The organism is Mycetocola tolaasinivorans, assembly GCF_003667565.1.
Lineage (GTDB): Bacteria > Actinomycetota > Actinomycetes > Actinomycetales > Microbacteriaceae > Mycetocola > Mycetocola tolaasinivorans.
Window position 1 is genome coordinate 80,209 of record NZ_RCUX01000002.1, and the last position, 19,763, is coordinate 99,971.

The window sequence follows — 19,763 nt, forward strand, 5'->3', positions numbered from 1 at the left end:
CGCGGCGATCTGGGATATACATGTAAACGCTTGCACTATTTGCGGTGAAGCGCGGTAGCTCCACGCAACGAACGAAAGGTACACCAATGAAGGTGACTAAGAAGCGCGTCCTCCTGACCGGGGCCGCACTGACCGCCCTGGCCCTCGGCCTGAGTGGATGCTCGGCATCCTCGGAAACCCCCGACGCGGGTTCCGCGAAGAACACGCTGACCGTCTGGGTGGACGCCGACCGTGCGCCCGTCCTCAAGGAGGCCGCCGCGGAGTTCGAGAAGAGCTCGGGCGTGCACGTCAAGCTCGTGCAGAAGGATTTCGGTTCGATCCTCGACCAGTTCATTGCCCAGGTCCCGAGCGGCAAGGGCCCCGACATCACGATCGGCGCGCACGACTGGATCGGTAACTTCGTCCAGAACGGCGTGATCCAGCCCGTCGAGCTCGGCGACAAGGCCGCCGGCTTCGAAAAGATCGCCACCGACGCCGTGACCTACCAGGGCAAGACCTATGCCGTGCCGTACTCGATCGAGAACATCGCACTGCTGCGCAACACCGCGCTCGCCCCCACCGCGCCCACCTCCTACGACGACATGATCGCCACGGGCAAGGCCGCCGGCAGCGCCAACCCGTTCCTGATCCAGCTCGGCCCGCAGGCCGACCCGTACCACCTGTACCCGTTCCAGAGCTCGTTCGACAACCCGGTCTTTGGCCGTAACGCCGATGGCTCCTACAACGCCGACGACCTGACCATCGGTAACGAGGGTGGCACCCGCTTCGCCAACTGGCTCGCCCAGCAGGGCAAGGAGGGCAACCTCAACATTTCGATCACCGCCGACATCGCCAAGGAGAAGTTCAACTCCGGTGAGTCGCCGTTCCTGATCACCGGACCGTGGAACGTGCCGGACGCAGAGAAGGCCGGCATCAAGCTGGCCGTGGACCCGATCCCCTCCGCCGGCGGCGCCCCCGCGCAGCCGTTCGTGGGTGTGCAGGGCTTCTTCATCTCCTCGAAGACCGCCAACCCGCTGGCCGCCAACGAGTTCCTCACCAACTACCTGGCCACCGAAAAGGTCCAGACCGCGCTGTTCGAAAAGGGTGGCCGTGCCCCGGCACTGACCGCCTCCTTCAACGCCGCAGCATCCAACCCGATCGTCAAGGCGTTCGGTGACGTGGGCCGCAACGGTGTGCCGATGCCCTCGGTGCCCGCCATGGGTAAGGTGTGGCAGTTCTGGGGCGTCACCCAGGCCGCCATCATCTCCGGCGAGGGTGACCCCACCGCGCTGTGGACCAAGATGACCGCGGACATCGCCGCCGCAATCAAGGGTTAGTCCGGCATCCCACCGGGCCGAGAAACAGGAAAAACATGAGTTCACGCACCCCCTCACCCCAGACCCGAGCGCGCCGCTCGCGCGGTGCCGCGCGGCTGGCCGAGATGGCTGGTGGTTCCCTCTGGGCGATCCTCATCAAGATCGTCCTCCTCGGCCTGGTGGATGCCCTCGGCATCTACGCGATGTTCATGCTGGCCGCCCAGCACAACTGGATCGTCTTCGCGATCCTCGCCGCCGCGCTGGTGGCCATCAACTACGTGTACTTCTCCAAGCGCACGCTCGCGATGAAGTACCTCACCCCCGGTCTGATCTTCCTCCTGGTGTTCCAGGTGTTTGTGATCGGCTACACCGGATACATCTCCTTCACCAACTACGGTTCGGGTCACAACTCCACCAAGGAGGATGCGATCACCGCGCTGATGCAGTCGGCTCAGGAGCGCGTGCCGGATTCCTCCACATACGCGCTCACCGTTGTGCGGGACGGCGGCGACTTCGGCTTCCTGGTGACCGACCCGAAGGGCGAGGTGTCCTACGGCACCGCCGAGCACCCGCTCGAGCGCGTCACCGACGCCACCATGACCGGTGACAAGGCGACCGCCCTGCCCGGCAAGGAATCCCTCAACTTCACGGACATCGTGGACAACCAGAAGGCCATCGTGGACCTTCAGGTGCCCATCTCCGATGACCCCAACGACGGATCGCTGCGCACCCCGGATGGCTCGAGCGCCTTCCTCTACCTCTCGAGCCTGCACTACGATGCCAGGGCCGACACCATGACGGACACCAAGACCGGCACCGTGTACTCCGACACCGGCGTGGGCGCCTTCGCCGCCCCGGACGGAAAGCAGCTCAAGCCCGGCTGGTCGATCGGCGTGGGCTTCGACAACTACGTCAAGGCCATCACCGATGACGGCATCCGCGGCCCGCTGATCGGCGTCACCATCTGGACGTTCGTCTTCGCGCTGCTCTCGGTGCTCACCACCTTCGCCCTCGGCCTGTTCCTCGCGATCGTCTTCAACGACATGCGCATGCGGGGCCGCGCGTTCTACCGCGTGCTCATCATCCTGCCGTACGCGTTCCCCTCGTTCCTCGGGGCGCTGGTGTGGGCGGGCCTGCTCAACCGCGACTTCGGGTTCATCAACCTCGAGCTGTTCGGCGGTGCCCACATCCCCTGGCTGACCGACGCCTTCCTCGGGAAGGTCAGCATCCTGTTCGTAAACCTCTGGCTCGGCTTCCCCTACATGTTCCTCGTGTGTATGGGTGCGCTGCAGTCCATCCCGGACGACGTGCAGGAGGCCGCGAAGATGGACGGCGCCAACCCGTTCCAGATATTCAAGAAGATCAAGCTTCCGCTGCTGCTGGTCTCGGTGGCCCCGCTGCTGATCTCCTCGTTTGCGTTCAACTTCAACAACTTCAACCTGGTGTACATGCTCACCGGGGGAGGCCCGCGTGATGCCTCCGCCTCGATCAACGTGGGTGGCACCGACATCCTCATCTCGATGGTCTACAAGGTGGCGTTTGTGGGGGCCGACCGAGACTACGGTCTCGCGAGCGCCTTCTCGATCCTGATCTTCATCGTGGTCGCGATCATCGCGATCGTGAGCTTCCGTCAAACCAAGGCCCTGGAGGAGCTGAACTAATGAGCGCACCCACCCTCACCCCGTCCACGCCCTCCACCCGGGCGCGCGATCGCCGCGGCTTCAAGGCGCGTCGCTGGTTCCTGGCCACCGGCTGGCGTCACCTTGTCGGCTGGGTCATGATCGTGTTCTCGGTCTTCCCCCTGCTGTACGTGCTCTCGGCCTCGCTGAACCCCGGCGGTACGCTGCTGAGCTCGAACGGTCTGTTCTCGACCATCGGTTTTGACAGCTACACGAAGCTGTTCAACTCCCCGCAGCAGCCCTATGCCGCGTGGTTTGGAAACACCCTCACCATCGGGTTGATCACCGCCGCCGGCACCGTGTTCCTCGGTGCCCTGGCCGCCTACTGCTTCAGCCGGATGCGCTTTGCCGGCCGCCGCGTGGGCCTGCTGACCCTGCTCGTGGTGCAGATCTTCCCGCAGCTGCTCGCCGTGGTCGCGATCTTCCTGCTGCTCACCGGTATCGGCGATATCTTCCCGGCGCTCGGTCTCGACAACCAGGTCGCGCTGATCATGGTCTACCTCGGTGGCGCGCTCGGCGTCAACACCTACCTGATGTACGGGTTCTTCAACACCGTGCCGGCCGCGATCGATGAGGCCGCCAAACTGGATGGCGCGAGCCACGCCCGGATCTTCTTCACGATCATCCTGCGCCTGGTCGCCCCGATTCTCGCCGTGGTCGGCCTGCTCGCGTTCATCGCGACGACCAATGACTTCGTGATCGCGAGCGTCGTGCTGGTCTCCCCGGAGAAGCAGACCCTCGCCGTGGGCCTGTACCAGTTCGTGTCGCAGGAGTTCTCCTCCAACTGGAGCGTGTTCGCCGCCGGTGCCGTGCTCGCGGCTCTCCCGGTCATGGCACTGTTCCTCTTCCTCCAGAAGTACATCGTCGGCGGTCTGACCGCGGGCGCGGTCAAGTAGGCATCGCTACACTGGAACCACTTCACCCGCGGACCCCTCCGCGCCCAGAAAGGACCGGGATGGTTGGTATCGACGAGGTCGCCGAGCGAGCCCGGGTTTCCACGGCCACGGTATCGCGCGCCCTGAGCGGTCGCGGCTACGTGGCCGAGGGCACCCGCGCGCGGGTCCACGAGGCCGCGCGCGAGCTGGGCTACGTGGTCTCGTCGAGCGCATCCGGGCTGGCGTCCGGCCGCACCCGCAACGTCGGGGTCGTGGTGCCGTTCCTCAGTCACTGGTTCTTCGCGGCCGTGGTGGAGGGCGCGCAGTCGGCCCTGCAGGAGCAGGGGTATGACCTCACGCTGTACAACCTCTCCGGGGGCGACGATGCGCGCGCCCGCGTGTTTGACGATCTCCTGCTGCGGCAGCGGGTCGATGCGGTGCTCGCGATCGGTCTGGAACTCACCCCCGAGGAGGCCGGGCGACTGGTCTCGCTGCGCAAGCCCGTGGTGGGCCTCGGCGGTCCGCTGCCCGGGGTCACGGCCCTCGCGATCGATGACCGCGCCTCGGTGCGGCTCGCGACCGAGCACCTGATCGCGCTCGGCCACACCCGCATCGCCTACATCGGTGGTTCGGCGGACTTCGACCTCGACTTCCACCTGCCCACGATGCGTCAGCTCGGGTACCGCGATGCGCTGATCGACGCGGGCATCGAGATCGAACCGGCACTCGAACGCGGCGCGGACTTCACCCTGCGCGGCGGAAACGACGCGGCCAAGCAGATCCTCGGGGTACCGAGGGATCGCCCCACCGCGATCGTCGCGGCCTCAGACGTGATGGCCATCGGCGCGATTCTCGCTGCCCGCGAGCTCGGCCTCACCGTGCCCGCCGATCTCTCCGTTGTGGGGCTCGACGGCGTGCCGGATGGCGAGTTCTTTGGCCTCACCACCGTGGCGCAGTACCCGGCAGAACAGGGCCGGACGGCAGCCAAGCTGCTGATCGAACGCCTGAATGCGCCGCTCGCCGACACCGCGACCGCCGACCCGGTCGAGGCACCCCCGGCGGTGGAGATGCTGCTGCCCACCACGCTGATCGTGCGCGACTCGACCGCGCGGCCGCGCGCCTAGACCCGCACCGCACGCGGTCTCCCCGGCCGCCCGGCAGGCCGGAGAATGTGCGGCCCGTATTGCTAGGGTGTGCATATGGGATCCGAGGATATTCGCACGCGCGGAGACTACGTCTTTGAGCAGCTGCGTGAACGCATAATCGACGGCAGGTTGCTGCCGGGCGAGCGTCTCCTCGAACGTGAAATCGCGGCCGAACTCAACGTCTCGCGCGTGCCCGTGCGCGACGCACTTCCCCGGCTGGCCGAGGCGGGGCTCGTGACCATCGCGGCTCGCCGCGGGGCGGTAATCAGCACGGTGTCCATCACCGACGCGCAGGAGCTGTTTGACGTGCGGGCGCGGCTGGAGCCGCTTGCGGCTCGACGCGCGGCCGAGGCGGTGGCCGCCGGAGCTGATGCCACCGCGCTGCGCGCGGCTCTCGCAGACGAGCACGGTGCTGAGGACTCCCTACATGCGGGAGAGGCGGCCGCGCGCATTCACGCGGAGATCAACGCCCTCGCCGATCATGCGCTGCTGGAGCGGATGCTGCGCGCACTGGAGGACCGCGACCGGCGGCTCGCCCGTGTTCCCACCGAGGTCGATCCGGCACCGGCGCGTGGCGAACACCGCCGCCTGGTGGAGGCCGTACTCTCCGGCTCTGCGGCTGCCGCCGAGGCGCTCGCGCTCGCGCACGTCGAACTCGCTCGGGGGCGTTCGATCGCCGCGCTTGAGGGACGTCTCGGCACACCCTCGTGAATTATCACGATTTGGTATACCAAACCACTTCTACGTGCGGTACTGCTGTCCTGTAATTCGGTGAGCCTGGATGCGCATGGCCTGTAATTGCGCCAATTTACACGGCGGACACATTGAGGGTCTCTCGCGGTAACAAAGCACCCCTACGTTAATGGGTATACCAAATGGGTGTTGGTTTCCCTCACCCGTCCGTTGCACCCACCCGGCGCGAGCAGCACCTGCCCGGTGGATGCTCACCCGAAAAGGACCACCGTGAAAAAGAGCACCCTGATTCTTGCCGTCGCCTCCGTTCTCAGCCTCGGGCTGGTGACCGCCGGGTGTAGTTCCACCAGTGAGGCTGCCCCGGCCTCATCCGGTCCCGCCTCCGAGACGGAGAAACCGTTCATCATCGGAACCAGTGGCACCTACAACCCGATCACCTTCACCGATGGTGGCACCCTGACCGGTTTTGATATCGACATGGGCACCGCGATCGCGGAAAAACTGGGCCGCCCGGTGAAGTTTGTTGAGGGACAGCTGGCCGGGCTCCTCACCGGCTTGCAGGGCGGGCAGTATGACGCCGTGATGTCGTCGCTCACGATCACTCCCGAGCGTGAGGAGGCCATCGCCTTCTCCGACCCGTACCTGGCCGACGGCGTCGTCGCCGTTGCGGACACCGAGAACTCGAAGGTCAGCGACATCTCCCACCTCGACGGACTGCGCGTCGGCGTGATCGGTGGATCCGGGTATCAGAAGACCATCGAGAAGATCGGCGGATATGCTGACCTCGTTGAGTACCCGGATGCCCCGAGCGGATTCCAGGACGTCAAGAACGGCCGTATCGATATCTTCGCCTCGGGCAAGATTCCCGCCACCACGTTTGTGAAGGCCGACACCACCGGTGGGGTCCCCCTCGATATCGCCGGCGAACCCTACGCGCTGCTCCCGGCCGCTGTCGGTATTGCCAAGGGGAACACCGAGCTGATTTCGCAGGTCAACGAGGCGATCGCCGCGCTGCGGGCGGACGGCACCGCGGGCAAGCTCGCCGATAAGTGGTTCGGTTTCGGTATCCCCGGCTTCACCGACTAGACCTCCGCGGCAGCCCCGCCTCCACGGCAGGGCCGCCGCGGCACATCGCCGCGACCCTCCCTCCCACCCCGTCCTAGGAGCGTGACCGCCGTGAACGGCTTCAATTTTGACCTCGTTGCCCGCTACTTTCCGATGTTTATTCAGGGGCTCGGGGTAACCCTGCAGGTGGTCCTGACCGCCATCGTGCTCTCCACTGTTTTTGGCTATCTGGTCGCGCTCATGCGCGGATCAAAGATCGCCCCACTGCGCTGGATCTCGGCCACCTACGTGTGGGTATTCCGCGGAATCCCCCTGATCCTGAGCCTCTTTTTCTTCTACTACGCGCTGCCCCAGTTTGGTGTGCGCCTTGACGCCCTCACCGCGGGCATCATCGCCATGACCGTGAACTCGACCTCGTTTATGTCGGAGATCATCCGGTCGGGGCTGAACGCCGTCCCGCGCGGGCACCTCGAGGCCGCCACCGCGGTGGGGATGAACCCGCTGCAGATCGCCACCCGTATTACCCTGCCGCAGACGGTGCGGCTCATGCTCCCGCCCTACATCAGCAACTGCGTCATCATGATGAAGGAGTCCGCTCAGGTGGCCGTCATCACCGTGCCGGATCTGATGTTTCAGGCGCAGAAGGCCTACAACGCGAGCTTTAGCCCGCTCGAAACCCTCGGCGTCGCCGGCGTACTGTATCTCGCCGTCACGAGCCTGCTGATGCTCGCCCAGCTGCTCGTGGAACGCCGACTGCGCACCCACGCCGCCTAGCCCCACCCACCCGACCGGGATCTAAGGACAACAATGCTGACCATCGCGAACCTCCAGAAGCACTACGGCACCACCCACGTCCTGCGTGATGTTTCCCTCCACATCGCCCGCGGTGAGGTTGTGACCGTCATCGGACCAAGCGGTGCGGGCAAGAGCTCGCTCCTGCGCTGCCTCAACCTGCTGGAGGTGCCGAGCTCCGGCGAGATCATGCTGGAGGGCACCCGCGTCGACTATCGACGTAACCGTCACGGGGCGCTGACCCTGCGCAACCGATTCGGCCTCACCGGGTATCGGTCGAGGCTGGGGATGGTGTTCCAGCAGTTCAACCTGTGGCCCCACCACACGGTGTTGGAAAACATTACCGAGGGGCCGCGGGTGGTGCAGCGGGTCTCGCGGGCCGAAGCGGATCGTCGTGGGCGTGAGCTTCTCGCCACCGTGGGGCTGGCGGATAAGGCCGACGTGTATCCCGGTTCCCTCTCGGGTGGGCAGCAGCAGCGGGTGGCGATCTGCCGGGCGCTCGCGATGGAACCCGCGGTGCTGCTCTTTGATGAGCCCACCTCGGCGCTCGATCCCGAGCTGGTGGGAGAGGTGCTCGACATCATGACCACACTGGCCGCGACCGGAACCACCATGGTGGTTGTGACCCACGAGATGAGTTTTGCCCGTGAGGTATCCGACCGGGTGGTGTTCATGGAGGCCGGGGAGATTCGAGTTTCCGGAACCCCCGAGGAGGTCTTTGCCCACGAGCGGGTGCGGGCGTTCGCCTCGGCGCTCAGCCGATGACCGCCGATAACGCGGGATTTCCCGATCTGGGGAATTCCCTCAACACTGCTCTGGGGGTTCCGGCCTGGACGGAACGCATCGTGGCCGCGGGGCCATACGCCGATGCCGATGCCGTGTGTGGGGCGGTCTGGGCCACCATGCATACGGTGGGAGAAGCGGAACTGGCGGAGGCACTGTCGCACCATCCGCGTATCGGGGCGAGCGTGACGGGATCCGATTCTCGCTCGAATCTGTCTCGGTCCGAGCAGTTCGGGGTACACGCCTCGGCGGAGCGCGCACTGATTCGTGCAGGCAACATCGAGTATGAGCGCGTTTTTGGGCGCATTTTTCTCGTTCGGGCAGCCGAGCGAACCCCCGCGGAAATCCTGGCGGAGCTCAACCGTCGACTGCTCTTGGACGACGCTGCTGAACACCGGGAGGTTCTGCACGCGCTCGCGGATATCGGGACGCGCCGGCTTCGGGTGCTGCTCGCCGAGTGGTAGCGTGGGGCGGCCTCGCGCGCGACCCGACGGGCGGCCACTCCCCGGCCTCGATTTCGGGATTCGCTTCGGGTAACCGATCATTGAAGGGTGCGCCTCGTGCGTTTCGAATCGCGTTTCGCGGAACGGAACCCGTGCGCACATCCCATCCGTGCAATCCGGAAGAAAGATCGCGATCTCGATGACCTCCCGAATCCAGGACCCCAGCCACGGCGCCGATCCGGCACCGAACCCGTCGGGGGTGCCGCCGGTTCACGAGGATGAGAAGCCCGCGAAGCGCAAGAAGCTGCGCGATGTGGTGCTGGCACCGGGGGATCCCCGTCTGGCTCAGGTTATGCGGCGGCCGCGCTGGATCGGCGTACTCGTGCTCGCACTGGTCATCGCCGGTGCGTTTGCCGCGCTCGGTCAGTGGCAGCTCGCCCGTGCCGTGGCCGTGGACCCGAACCTGGCCGGCCCCACCGAGGTGATGGTGCCGCTGCAGACCGTGATCAAGCCCGGAGAGCCGCTGCACGATGTGATCGTGGGGCAGCAGGTATCGCTCTCGGGCGAGTTCGTACCCGGCGACTATGTGATTCTCGGCACCCGCCTGAACGGCGACGTGAAGGGCTTCTGGGTCACCGGTCACTTCCGCGTCGATGGCGCGCAGCCAGCCTCGATGGCCGTGGCTCTCGGCTGGGCCCCCACCCGCGCCGATGCGCAGGGCATCGTCGATCGCCTCAGCGCCACCGCGGCCACCCCGATGGATCTCACCGGCCGCCTGGTGCCGCCGCAGGGCCCGCTGGCCCTCGATGCGAAGACGCCCGATCCCTTCCTCCTGAACGAGATGTCCGTCGCTGCGCTGATCAACGTCTGGGACGGCCCCGCGGGCGAGGTCTACCTGCCGTACCTCATCTCGTTTGAGGCACCGGATGGCCTCACCAAGATCGACGCCCCGAAGCCGGTCATGGAGCTTGAACTCAACTGGCTCAACATCTTCTACGCGATCGAGTGGGCGGTCTTCGCCGGATTCGCCGTGTTCCTCTGGTACCGCCTGACCCGCGACGCCTGGGAGAAGGAAGTGGATGAGGCGGCCGAAAAGCGCGGCGATCCCTCACCCTTCGAGTAGCCCGCAAACGCGCGTGCAGGCCCGGATTGCATCCGGTTTGTGTGGCGTAGACTAGGGGTATGCCTCTCCAGCCGCGCGAACGCGACCTGCCCAAGATTCCCGGAGCCCTCCGCTTTTACCAGATCACCTCGGTGATCACCGGTGTGCTGCTCCTGCTGCTCTGCGGCGAGGTGCTACTCAAGTGGTGGTTCCGCATGGAGATCGAGATGGGCGGAGCATTCGGGTTCCTGGCACTTGTGCCGGACGGCACCGTCGAAGCGATCAACATCTCGCTCGGCCTGTTGATCGTGCACGGCTGGTTCTACGTGGTCTACCTGGTGTCCATCTTCCGCGTCTGGTCGCTCATGCGCTGGGGCATCGTTTGGCTGGTACTGATGGCCCTCGGCGGCGTGATCCCGTTCCTCTCCTTCTTCCTTGAAGTGCAGATCGTCCGCAAGGCCCGCACACAGATTTCCTCGCGCAACGGCGCGAATACCCCCAACGCTCACCAAGCAGAAGTGGAGCCTTCCCATTAGCGAGCAGTCCCTGGAGAACCGACCGGTTCTCGTTGTTGATTTTGGTGCGCAGTACGCGCAGCTGATCGCCCGTCGTGTTCGGGAGGCCGGGGTTTACTCCGAGCTGGTCCCGCACTCGATCACCGCCGCAGAGGTGGCCGCCAAGAACCCGGCCGGCCTCGTGCTGTCCGGTGGCCCGTCCAGCGTGTACGAGGAGGGTGCGCCCGGGTTTGACCCGGCCATCTTCGAGCTCGGCGTGCCGACCTTCGGCATTTGCTACGGCTTCCAGGTCATGGCCACCGCCCTCGGCGGCGAGGTAGCCAAGACCGGTGCCCGCGAGTACGGCTCGACCGCCGTCGCAATCGAGGACGAGGGCGTGCTGCTGGGCGACCAGCCCGCCGCCCAGACCGTGTGGATGAGCCACGGAGACTCCGTCTCCCGCGCCCCCGAGGGTTTCGAGGTTCTGGCCTCGACCGAGGGCACCCCGGTTGCCGCCTTCGCTAATGATGAGCGCAAGCTCTACGGCGTGCAGTGGCACCCCGAGGTCAAGCACTCCGAGTACGGTCAGGACCTCCTGGTCAACTTCCTGCACAAGGCCGCCGGCATCCCCGGCGACTGGAACTCCGGCAACGTCATTGCCGAGCAGGTTGCAAAGATCCAGGCTCAGGTCGGTACCGGCAAGGTCATCTGTGGCCTCTCCGGTGGTGTCGACTCGGCCGTTGCCGCCGCGATCGTGCACAAGGCCGTCGGTGACCAGCTCGTTTGCGTGTTTGTGGACCACGGTCTGCTGCGTCAGGACGAGCGTCGCCAGGTTGAGGAAGACTACGTGAAGGCCACCGGTGTGCGCCTGGTCACGATCGACGCCGTTGAGCAGTTCGAGACCGCCCTCGCCGGTGTGACCGACCCCGAGACCAAGCGCAAGATCATCGGCCGCGAGTTCATCCGCACCTTCGAGAAGGCCCAGGCCGACCTCATCGCCGAGTCTCGCGAGCAGGATGGCGACCCCATCCGCTTCCTGGTTCAGGGCACCCTGTACCCGGACGTCGTGGAGTCCGGTGGCGGTACCGGTACCGCCAACATCAAGAGCCACCACAACGTGGGTGGTCTGCCCGAGGACCTCACCTTCGAGCTGGTCGAGCCGCTGCGCGCCCTGTTCAAGGACGAGGTGCGAGCCATTGGTCGCGAGCTGGGTCTGCCCGAGGTTATCGTGGGCCGCCAGCCCTTCCCCGGCCCCGGCCTGGGAATCCGCATCGTCGGTGAGGTTACCCGCGAGCGCCTCGACCTGCTGCGTAAGGCCGACGCCATCGTGCGCGCCGAGCTGACCGAGGCCGGCCTGGACCAGGAAATCTGGCAGTGCCCGGTTGTGCTGCTCGCCGACGTTCGCTCCGTGGGCGTTCAGGGCGATGGCCGCACCTACGGTCACCCGATCGTGCTGCGTCCGGTGAGCTCCGAGGACGCCATGACGGCCGACTGGACCCGCCTGCCCTACGACGTTCTGGCGAAGATCTCCAACCGCATTACCAACGAGGTTGAGGGTGTTAACCGCGTTGTTCTCGACGTCACCAGCAAGCCGCCGGGGACCATCGAGTGGGAGTAATCCCCAACTGATGATGGCCGCGCTCCCTCGGGAGCGCGGCCACTGTCGTTTGTGGCGAGTTGATGAATCGGGGGTGTTTGCGGTTCAGGGAACGTCCCTCGCTCGGGGGCGTTTGCCCCGTGTTCACCCACGCGTTTCCGGGTGGTTACCCCGGCGGGGAAGGATCAACGAGGGCGTCCATCGGATGCCGTTCCTCCCCGAACCGAAAGAGCCACGTGCAGACTCACTCTCGCGCCCGAGCACTCCCGCGCATCCGCATGAAACACCTGCTGGCCACGAGCGCCGCCGCGGCCCTGCTTGCCGCACCGCTCGCCCTGCCCGTGATCGCCAACGCCGAACCCGCGTCGCAGATCACCACGCCCGCCGAGCTGCTGAAGGCCTCCACGGGAGACCTCGTCGACCTGCGCATCGGTGATGTGCACCCCACCCAGCCCTCGGTCGGTTTCGACGAGGTCTACTACAAGGTCGGGCGCTACACGATGGGCAAGGACGCCCTGAACAAGGGCCTCGGCGACTGGTGCGAGGCCAACGGGCAGGGCGATGTCGCCGCCCAGAGTGTCGGTGCCACCATCGGTGACCCCTCCTCATTCACCTGCACCATCCCGCTGAACAGCGAAACCCCGGAAAGCCTCGCGGCGATGAAGACCGTGGTGATCGGCCCCGGCGGCGTTGCCTACCTCACCGATGGGCACCACACCCTCACCTCGTTCGCCGAGACCCCGGGTGCGGGCCTCGGTACCGCGCTGCGTCTGCGCGTGGTGGCTAACCTCAGCGACGAAACCGAGACCGACTTCTGGGAGACCATGAAGGCCAAGGGATGGACCTGGCTGAAGGACGTCGCCGGAAACCCGATCACCCCGCAGCAGCTGCCCGCCAGCGTTGGCCTGAAGAACTTCCAGGACGACCCGAACCGCAGCCTGCTCTACTTCGCCCGCGACATCGGATACACAGCCGGCACCATTCCGTTCCAGGAGTTCCTCTGGGGTGACTGGCTGCGCGAGCGCTCCAACATCGATCTTTCGGTGTGGGATCCGACCAGCGCCGACAGCACCCTCGCCATTGTGAAGACCATCAGCGAGGCCCAGGTTGCCGCCGGGCAGAAGGCCATAATTTCTGGGACCTTCACGGGCGCGGAACTCGGCACCCTGAAGAAGTGGAATGACGGCAAGGCTGTGGACAAGGGCGAGTTCGCCAAGCTCTCCAAGCCGTTCTCGGATGACAAGCCGGGCAAGATCGCCTACGCCATGGCGTATAAGGCAACCCTCCCGGTACTGACCGCCCCCGAGGCACCGGCCGCGCCGACCCTCACCGTCTCGGGCACCTCGGTCGAGGTTTCCTGGCAGGCACCGGCCGATGGCGGCAGCCCGATCACCGGCTACAGCGTGCAACTCTCCGGTGACGACCAGCCCGCTCGCGCTCCCCTCACGGTGGCAGCGGGCACCACCAGCACGACGGTATCGGACCTGATCCCCGGCACCTACACCGCCACGGTCACCGCGACCAACGCGATCGGCAGCTCGGTAGCCTCCGCCTCCTCTGCGGCCGTGACCGTCGTGCAGCCCACCCAGCCGACCCAGCCCGCCAACCCGGGCGACGTGCACGGCAAACTGAGCATCACCGGCGAACTGCGCCAGGGCGGCACCGTAAAGATCGCGGGTTCGGGCTTCGCCCCGAACGTCTCCGGTTTTGCGCTGGAGCTGCACCCGAACGCCGCCCGCTTCGCCCTGGCCCGCCTCTTCGACGCGGCACCGCCCCAGCCCGCCGGCGTGGTCCGTCTCGCGACGATCAACACCGATGACACCGGCGCGTTCGACGAGACCGTGACCATCCCGGAAACCGCGGGTGCCGAGGATCAGCGCCTCGTGCTGCTCTGGGACGGTGCCGAGGTCGCGGGTAACCCGGTGACCGTGCTGGCGGCCGAGACCGAGCCATCCGTGAGTCCGTCTCCGTCGACCAGCTCGTCGCCCTCGACCAGTTCGAGCCCGTCAAGCAGCCCGAGCCCGTCGACCAGCTCGTCTCCCTCGACCAGTTCGAGCCCGTCAAGCAGCCCGAGCCCGTCGACCAGCTCGACCCCGGTGGACCCCTCGGCAGACCCGTCGTCGACGGCTGCGCCGTCGGAAACCGCCGCACCCTCGGGAAGCTCGACCCCGTCGGGAACCTCCGCACCCTCGGGAACCGCGGACGCGAGTGCGTCGGCGACACCCGCAACCTCGCCCCTGGCCCAGACCGGAAGTAGCGATGTGCTCGCCGGTACCGCGCTGGCACTCACCCTGCTCGTGCTCGGCGCCGGTGCCATGATCCGGCGGCGGAGCGCCCGCTCGTAGGTTGAGTTAGCGCGCGATGCGGCAACGCGAAATCCGCCGGCCCCGAACGGGACCGGCGGATTTCGCGTGTGGTGTGGGCCCCAGCATCGGCGACTCGTGAGGGGGAAACCCCCGGTTAAATAAAACCCGGCCCTCTGCGGGCCGGGTGAATTAAAACCACAACCTAACCCGCCCTCTCACCCCCACAACCCCTACCAGCCAATAGGCTTCGCATAGCCCTCGCAGGGGTCGGGAAGCTGGGCGGCGCTGAAACTCTCCGGGGTGAGTTTCACGAACCAGTGCCCTCCGGTCCCGAAGTCGCGCGAGCACTGAATTGCTCCGGCGTGGTGCCGTCCGTCGGTGCCCCCTACGCTGGATTCATGAACGTTGCCCCGATTACCCCCGATCTGATCCCCGCGGCCGCCGCGCTCTGGCACGAAGCCGGCCTGACACGCCCCTGGAATGACCCGATGGCCGACGCCGAACGCGCGCTTGCCGGAGCAACATCCTCGGTACTCGGACTGGTAGAGGACGGAATCCTGCGTGCCACGGCGATGGTGGGGGAGGACGGCCATCGTGGCTGGATCTACTATGTGGCCGTGCGCGAGGCAGACCGTGGGCGCGGTCTCGGTCGTGTCATCATCGAGGCTGCCGAGCGCTGGCTCGCCGAGGCGGGCGCGGTCAAGGTTCAGCTCATGGTGCGCGATACCAACACCGCCGTGATCGACTTCTACGAGCGCCTGGGCTACGAGGACGCCGAGGTCGCCGTGCTCGGAAAGTGGCTGGTCACGGTGTAGCGTGTAGCTCACCCTGAACGACACAAAACGGCCGCCTCCCGAGGGAGACGGCCGTTTTGTGTGTCAGCCTGGCGGCAGTGCGACCTAGTTGCTGCGGAAGATCGCGATGAGGCGCAGGATCTCGGTGTACAGCCAGATCACGGTGACCATGATGCCGAAGGCACCGGCCCAGGCGTAGATCTTCGGGGCACGGTTCTGCACGCCGCGCTGGATCGAGTCGAAGTCGAGCACGAGCGAGTAGGCGGCCATGATGACAACCAGGACACCGAGGATCGCGCCAATCGGGATTCCGGTGTTACCGATCGGCATGCTGTTCAGGCCGAAGCCGGTGGTGACGACGCCGGTCATCATGAGGATCATGTTGACGAGCGAGTACACCAGGTAACCAACCATGGCGACCATGAAGATCTTGGTGGCCTTCTTCGAGGCGCGGACCTTGCCGCTGGCGAACAGGGCGAGGGTCACACCGATTACCGAGAGGGTGGCGATGAGGGCCTGCATCACGATGCCGGGCAGCATGCGCTCGAAGGTCAGTGAGAGGGCACCGAGGAAGATTCCCTGTGCGGCGGCGTAGGCCAGAACCAGCGGAGCCGAGGGCATCTTCTTGAAGATGTTGACCATGGCCAGAACGAATCCGACGATCATGGCGGGGACGAGCAGAACGGGAACGGCCCATCCGACCACGGCACCCACCAGCAGGATGGCGAACGAGATACCGGTCTTGACGACGGTGTCTTCCACCGTCATGCGGTCGCTGGTATCAACCGCGCCCACGGGCTGGTTGTAGAGGTGCTGCAGCTGCTCGGCGCTCATCTGGGCCTGGGTGCCGGCCTGAGCCTGAGCACCGCCGTTGTTGAACGCGGGGTTTCTGAATGCGGGGTTGTTGCTCGCCATGCTGGGGTCCTGCTCTCGGTTTCTCAATCGGGCGCGGTGGTCTGTGTCGTGGCTGTTTCGTGCGGCGTAAGTGCGCCCGTTACCCCTATAATCTATCGGAATTCGCTGGGAAGTGCCCGCCGAATAGTGAAGTCACGGTAAACGCGGGCGTGTGTTCACCACCGGCGTACTCGCGGGGGTTAGCCTGGGGGCATGACTGAGCTGCCGACCCCCGTCGTTATTGGCCATCGCGGTGCCAGCGGATACCGCCCCGAGCACAGCGATGAGGCGTATCGCCTGGCGTTTGAGCTGGGTGCTGATCTGGTCGAGCCGGATCTCGTTGTGAGCCGGGATGGCGTGCTCGTCCTGCGCCACGAGAACAACATCACCGATACCACGGATATCGCGGATCGCCCCGAGTTCGCCGAGTACCGCACGGTCAAGACGGTGGACGGTATTCGTCACGAGGGCTGGTTCACCGAGGACCTTACCTGGGCGCAGATCGCCACCCTCACCTGCCGCGAGCGTCTGCCCGAGCTGCGTCACGACAGCGTGCTGTTCAATGATCGCTCGCGCGTGCTGTGCCTCGCGGACCTCATCGCCCTGGTCGGTGAGGAGGAGCAAAACCACGGTCGCCCCCTCGGTATGGTTGCCGAGATCAAGCACTCGGCCTATTTTGGCAGCCTCGGTTTCAACATGAACGACCTGTTCCTGCAGCAGCTCACCGGCTGGGGCGAGCGAACGCTGGTGGTTGAGAGCTTCGAGCTGTCCGCATTGACCGACCTGCACGAGCGCGGGCTGAATGCGCAGTACGTCTACCTGATCGATGAGGAGGGATCGCCGGCCGACGAGATCGCGGCCCTTGGGGAGGATGCTCGCACGTACGCCTCCTATGCGACCCCGGAGGCCCTGGCGGCCTTCGCCCCCGGCATTCACGGCGTGAGCCTCGCAAAGTCGTTCCTGCTGGATGACCTCGGTGCGGCCCGGGTAGCGGCTGCCCATGCGGCCGGCCTGCTGGTCTACACGTGGACCCTGCGACCCGAAAACTACTTCCTGATTCCGGAAAATCGCGGACATGGCGGACCGGAGCACCACGGTGACTGGCGTCGTGAGTTCCGCCAGATCCTGGAGACCGGGGTCGACGGTGTTTTTGCCGATCAGCCCGATCTCGCCTATGAGGCGCGCGCCGAGTTCTGGGCGCACCACGGCGGTGCCGAGCACTGATTTCGCCGCCTCCGAGCGAGGCACCCGACGCACCTGCATGATCGCGGGTGTCTCGCCCCGCGGTGTCGGTGGCGCGGCCTAGACTGGAAGCACCATGGTGCAGCCTTCCGAATCCTCCCCATCCGCCAACGAGCCCGCGGTCGTGCGTATCGCCCCGCCCGGAACAGGGCCGGGGTTCGAGAGCGGCTCTTCGCAGCGCTCGGTGCAGTTCGGGCACGACCTGCCCGCGGGGGAGGACCCCACCACGCACGGCCTGAACCCGCAGCAGCTCGAGGCCGTGACCTATCGCGGTCCGGCACTGCTCATCGTGGCCGGTGCCGGTTCGGGAAAGACCCGCGTCCTGACGCAGCGCATCGCCGGGCTCATCCGAGGTCGCGAGGCCTGGCCCAGCCAGATCCTCGCGATCACCTTCACCAATAAGGCCGCCGCCGAGATGCGCGAGCGCGTTGAGGAGCAGCTGGGTGGCGCGGCCGAGGGCATGTGGATCTCCACGTTCCACTCCGCCTGCGTGCGCATTCTGCGCCGCGAGGCCGAGCACTTCGGGTTCAAGAAGAACTTCACCATCTACGACTCCTCCGACACCAAGGTGCTGATTAAGCGCCTGATCAAGGAGCTACAGGCAGACGTTCTGGGGCTCACCCCGGGCAACGTTGCGAGCAAGATCAGCAAGCTCAAGAACGAGCTGACCGACGTCGACGCCTATGCGCGCGATGCCAACATGAGCGACCCCACCGAGCGCATGTTCGTCGAGCTGTTCCGTCGGTACACCCGCGAGCTGGCCCGGGCCAATTCCTTCGACTTTGACGACCTCATCGGCCAGACGGTCTACCTGTTCCGCGCGTTCCCGCACGTGGCCGCCGCCTACCAGAAGCGCTTCCGGCACATTCTGGTAGACGAGTATCAGGACACCAACCACGCGCAGTACTCGCTGATTCGCGAGCTCACCCGTGCACCGCAGCCCGAACCGGACGACTACCTGCTGGGCGCGGGCCCGACCGGCATCGAGGCCGCCTCACTCACCGTCGTAGGTGACTCCGACCAGTCGATCTATGCCTTCCGCGGCGCGGACATCCGCAACATCACCGAGTTTGAGCGCGACTTCCCCGGCGCGAAGGTGGTGCTGCTCGAGCAGAACTATCGCTCAACCCAGAACATTCTCTCGGCGGCCAACGCCGTGATCTCCAACAACTTCGACCGCAAGGATAAGAAGCTGTGGTCGGCCGATGGCGCCGGGGAAAAGATCATCGGGTTCACCGGCTACTCGGGCCACGATGAGGCGCAGTTTGTTGCCGATGAGATCGAGAAGCTGCACTCCGAGGGCATGTCCTATTCGGACATGGCGGTCTTCTACCGCACCAACGCGCAGACCCGTGCGCTCGAGGAGATCTTCATCCGCTCGGCCCTGCCGTATCGGGTCATGGGTGGCACGAAGTTCTACGATCGCGCCGAGATCCGTGACTCCTTCGGCTACCTGGTGTCGGTGGTGAACCCGGATGACCAGCTCGCGCTGCGCCGCATCCTGAACACCCCGAAGCGCGGTATCGGCCCGGCCACCGAAACCCAGCTCGCGACCTTCGCCGAGACCAACGGCCTCACCTTCCGTGATGCGATGCGCAACGTTGAGGGCCTGGGGCTCGGCCCCAAGGTCACCGGATCGATCCGCGCTCTCTCCGATCTCCTCGACGAAGCCGCGGAACTCGCGGACACCGGCGTTGTGGCCGACGTCCTCACGCTGCTGGTCACCCGCAGCGGTCTGCTCGAAACCCTGCGTAACTCGCGCGATCCTCAGGATGAGGCGCGCGCGGAGAACATCGAGGAGCTCCAGGCCGTGACCAAGGAGTTCGAGAAGAACAACCCCGACGGCACCCTGATCGACTTCCTCACCGAGGTGTCGCTCGTGGCCGCGGCCGACGACCTGGACGACACCTCCGGTACCGTCTCTCTGATGACCCTGCACACCGCGAAGGGCCTCGAGTATGAGGCCGTGTTCCTCACCGGTATCGAGGAGGATTTGCTGCCGCACAAGATGTCGGCGAACGAGCCCGGCGGCCCAGCCGAGGAGCGTCGCCTGTTCTATGTGGGCATCACCCGTGCGCGTAAGCGCCTGTTCCTCTCGCTCGCGATGACCCGCGCGCAGTTCGGCGAGACGGCCGTCGCGATGCCGTCGCGCTACCTGCAGGAGATTCCGGCCGAGCTGATCGAGTGGCGGCAGTCGCCCGGCATGGTCAACTCCCGGGGCGGGCAGCAGTCGCGTGCGCTCAACTCCACCGGTCGGCGTGGCTTCTCGAACGGCCGCGGCGGTTATGGCGGCGGCTCGGATCAGCCTCCGGCGCTGCCCCGCCCGGAGAAGAAGGCCTGGCCCAACCAGGTCACAAACCAGGTGCGCGACAACTCGACGCTTGAGCTTGTACCGGGCGACCGCATCACCCACGTCGATTTCGGCGAGGGCCGCGTGCAGCAGGTCACCGGCGAGGGTGCCAAGCGCATCGCCCACGTTATCTTTGACGCCGCGGGCCCCAAGAAGCTCCTGATCAAGATCGCGCCGATCGAGAAGATCTAGGGGTACACGCACGCGGGGTATG

The 19,763-nt window shown here is 65.9% G+C and carries 17 protein-coding genes; 16 read left to right on the plus strand and 1 reads right to left on the minus strand.

The window, feature by feature from the left end; translation table 11 throughout:
• Window positions 1-86: 86 nt before the first annotated feature.
• The 14 genes from D9V32_RS02250 to D9V32_RS02315 all read left to right on the plus strand — a co-directional run bounded on the left by D9V32_RS02250 (window position 87) and on the right by D9V32_RS02315 (window position 15,084).
• The gene (locus tag D9V32_RS02250; RefSeq protein ID WP_121647281.1) at window positions 87-1,316 is read left to right on the plus strand and encodes a sugar ABC transporter substrate-binding protein; all 1,230 of its coding nucleotides are present in this window, start codon (window positions 87-89) and stop codon (window positions 1,314-1,316) included.
• Between the two features lie 35 nt (window positions 1,317-1,351).
• Complete coding sequence (gene malF / locus D9V32_RS02255) at window positions 1,352-2,956, plus strand: maltose ABC transporter permease MalF (protein WP_121647282.1); 1,605 nt, start codon at window positions 1,352-1,354, stop codon at window positions 2,954-2,956.
• Window positions 2,956-3,870, plus strand: coding sequence for a sugar ABC transporter permease (locus D9V32_RS02260; protein ID WP_121647283.1), 915 nt, complete (start codon window positions 2,956-2,958; stop codon window positions 3,868-3,870). Before malF ends, D9V32_RS02260 begins: the two co-directional genes overlap by 1 nt.
• Window positions 3,871-3,929: 59 nt before the next feature.
• A complete protein-coding gene (locus D9V32_RS02265; RefSeq protein WP_121647284.1) occupies window positions 3,930-4,973 on the plus strand; it encodes a LacI family DNA-binding transcriptional regulator in 1,044 nt (347 codons plus the stop codon).
• A gap of 75 nt (window positions 4,974-5,048) precedes the next feature.
• Window positions 5,049-5,705, plus strand: coding sequence for a GntR family transcriptional regulator (locus tag D9V32_RS02270; protein WP_121647285.1), 657 nt, complete (start codon window positions 5,049-5,051; stop codon window positions 5,703-5,705).
• A gap of 252 nt (window positions 5,706-5,957) precedes the next feature.
• Complete coding sequence (locus D9V32_RS02275; RefSeq protein ID WP_183086136.1) at window positions 5,958-6,773, plus strand: transporter substrate-binding domain-containing protein; 816 nt, start codon at window positions 5,958-5,960, stop codon at window positions 6,771-6,773.
• Window positions 6,774-6,854: 81 nt separating this feature from the next.
• On the plus strand, window positions 6,855-7,526 hold the full coding sequence (locus D9V32_RS02280) for an amino acid ABC transporter permease (protein WP_147440371.1): 672 nt from the start codon (window positions 6,855-6,857) through the stop codon (window positions 7,524-7,526).
• Between the two features lie 33 nt (window positions 7,527-7,559).
• Window positions 7,560-8,309 (plus strand): amino acid ABC transporter ATP-binding protein, encoded by a 750-nt coding sequence (locus D9V32_RS02285; RefSeq protein WP_121647288.1) that lies wholly within the window; start codon window positions 7,560-7,562, stop codon window positions 8,307-8,309.
• Entirely contained in the window at window positions 8,306-8,791 is a 486-nt protein-coding gene (locus D9V32_RS02290) for a 2-oxo-4-hydroxy-4-carboxy-5-ureidoimidazoline decarboxylase (protein WP_121647289.1), read from the plus strand. The genes D9V32_RS02285 and D9V32_RS02290 overlap by 4 nt, the downstream gene beginning before the upstream one ends.
• 178 nt (window positions 8,792-8,969) lie before the next feature.
• Window positions 8,970-9,893, plus strand: a complete 924-nt coding sequence (locus D9V32_RS02295; protein ID WP_245981954.1) for an SURF1 family protein — start codon at window positions 8,970-8,972, stop codon at window positions 9,891-9,893.
• 59 nt (window positions 9,894-9,952) lie between these two features.
• On the plus strand, window positions 9,953-10,408 hold the full coding sequence (locus D9V32_RS02300; RefSeq protein ID WP_121647290.1) for a DUF3817 domain-containing protein: 456 nt from the start codon (window positions 9,953-9,955) through the stop codon (window positions 10,406-10,408).
• Window positions 10,404-11,984, plus strand: a complete 1,581-nt coding sequence (gene guaA, locus D9V32_RS02305) for a glutamine-hydrolyzing GMP synthase (protein WP_121647545.1) — start codon at window positions 10,404-10,406, stop codon at window positions 11,982-11,984. Before D9V32_RS02300 ends, guaA begins: the two co-directional genes overlap by 5 nt.
• Window positions 11,985-12,199: 215 nt before the next feature.
• Window positions 12,200-14,308: a ParB-like protein gene (locus D9V32_RS16170; RefSeq protein WP_183086137.1), complete on the plus strand. Its 2,109-nt coding sequence runs from the start codon at window positions 12,200-12,202 to the stop codon at window positions 14,306-14,308.
• Between the two features lie 359 nt (window positions 14,309-14,667).
• The gene (locus D9V32_RS02315; protein WP_121647546.1) at window positions 14,668-15,084 is read left to right on the plus strand and encodes a GNAT family acetyltransferase; all 417 of its coding nucleotides are present in this window, start codon (window positions 14,668-14,670) and stop codon (window positions 15,082-15,084) included.
• Window positions 15,085-15,168: 84 nt separating this feature from the next.
• Here D9V32_RS02315 and D9V32_RS02320 read toward each other — a convergent pair whose 3' ends face one another.
• Window positions 15,169-15,978, minus strand: a complete 810-nt coding sequence (locus tag D9V32_RS02320; protein WP_121647291.1) for a Bax inhibitor-1/YccA family protein — start codon at window positions 15,976-15,978, stop codon at window positions 15,169-15,171.
• Window positions 15,979-16,170: 192 nt separating this feature from the next.
• Here D9V32_RS02320 and D9V32_RS02325 point away from each other — a divergent pair, with 192 nt between their 5' ends.
• Both D9V32_RS02325 and D9V32_RS02330 read left to right on the plus strand, forming a co-directional pair.
• The gene (locus D9V32_RS02325) at window positions 16,171-17,181 is read left to right on the plus strand and encodes a glycerophosphodiester phosphodiesterase family protein (RefSeq protein WP_121647292.1); all 1,011 of its coding nucleotides are present in this window, start codon (window positions 16,171-16,173) and stop codon (window positions 17,179-17,181) included.
• Window positions 17,182-17,275: 94 nt separating this feature from the next.
• Window positions 17,276-19,741 (plus strand): ATP-dependent helicase, encoded by a 2,466-nt coding sequence (locus D9V32_RS02330; protein WP_121647293.1) that lies wholly within the window; start codon window positions 17,276-17,278, stop codon window positions 19,739-19,741.
• Window positions 19,742-19,763 lie beyond the last annotated feature (22 nt).

Bases quoted from the DNA above. Each gene is read 5' to 3' on its own strand.
- D9V32_RS02250 (WP_121647281.1), top strand. From the start codon at position 87: ATGAAGGTGACTAAGAAGCGCGTCCTCCTGACCGGGGCCGCACTGACC.
- malF (WP_121647282.1), top strand. From the start codon at position 1,352: ATGAGTTCACGCACCCCCTCACCCCAGACCCGAGCGCGCCGCTCGCGC.
- D9V32_RS02260 (WP_121647283.1), top strand. From the start codon at position 2,956: ATGAGCGCACCCACCCTCACCCCGTCCACGCCCTCCACCCGGGCGCGC.
- D9V32_RS02265 (WP_121647284.1), top strand. From the start codon at position 3,930: ATGGTTGGTATCGACGAGGTCGCCGAGCGAGCCCGGGTTTCCACGGCC.
- D9V32_RS02270 (WP_121647285.1), top strand. From the start codon at position 5,049: ATGGGATCCGAGGATATTCGCACGCGCGGAGACTACGTCTTTGAGCAG.
- D9V32_RS02285 (WP_121647288.1), top strand. From the start codon at position 7,560: ATGCTGACCATCGCGAACCTCCAGAAGCACTACGGCACCACCCACGTC.
- D9V32_RS02290 (WP_121647289.1), top strand. From the start codon at position 8,306: ATGACCGCCGATAACGCGGGATTTCCCGATCTGGGGAATTCCCTCAAC.
- D9V32_RS02295 (WP_245981954.1), top strand. From the start codon at position 8,970: ATGACCTCCCGAATCCAGGACCCCAGCCACGGCGCCGATCCGGCACCG.
- D9V32_RS02300 (WP_121647290.1), top strand. From the start codon at position 9,953: ATGCCTCTCCAGCCGCGCGAACGCGACCTGCCCAAGATTCCCGGAGCC.
- D9V32_RS02315 (WP_121647546.1), top strand. From the start codon at position 14,668: ATGAACGTTGCCCCGATTACCCCCGATCTGATCCCCGCGGCCGCCGCG.
- D9V32_RS02320 (WP_121647291.1), bottom strand. From the start codon at position 15,978: ATGGCGAGCAACAACCCCGCATTCAGAAACCCCGCGTTCAACAACGGC.
- D9V32_RS02325 (WP_121647292.1), top strand. From the start codon at position 16,171: ATGACTGAGCTGCCGACCCCCGTCGTTATTGGCCATCGCGGTGCCAGC.
- D9V32_RS02330 (WP_121647293.1), top strand. From the start codon at position 17,276: ATGGTGCAGCCTTCCGAATCCTCCCCATCCGCCAACGAGCCCGCGGTC.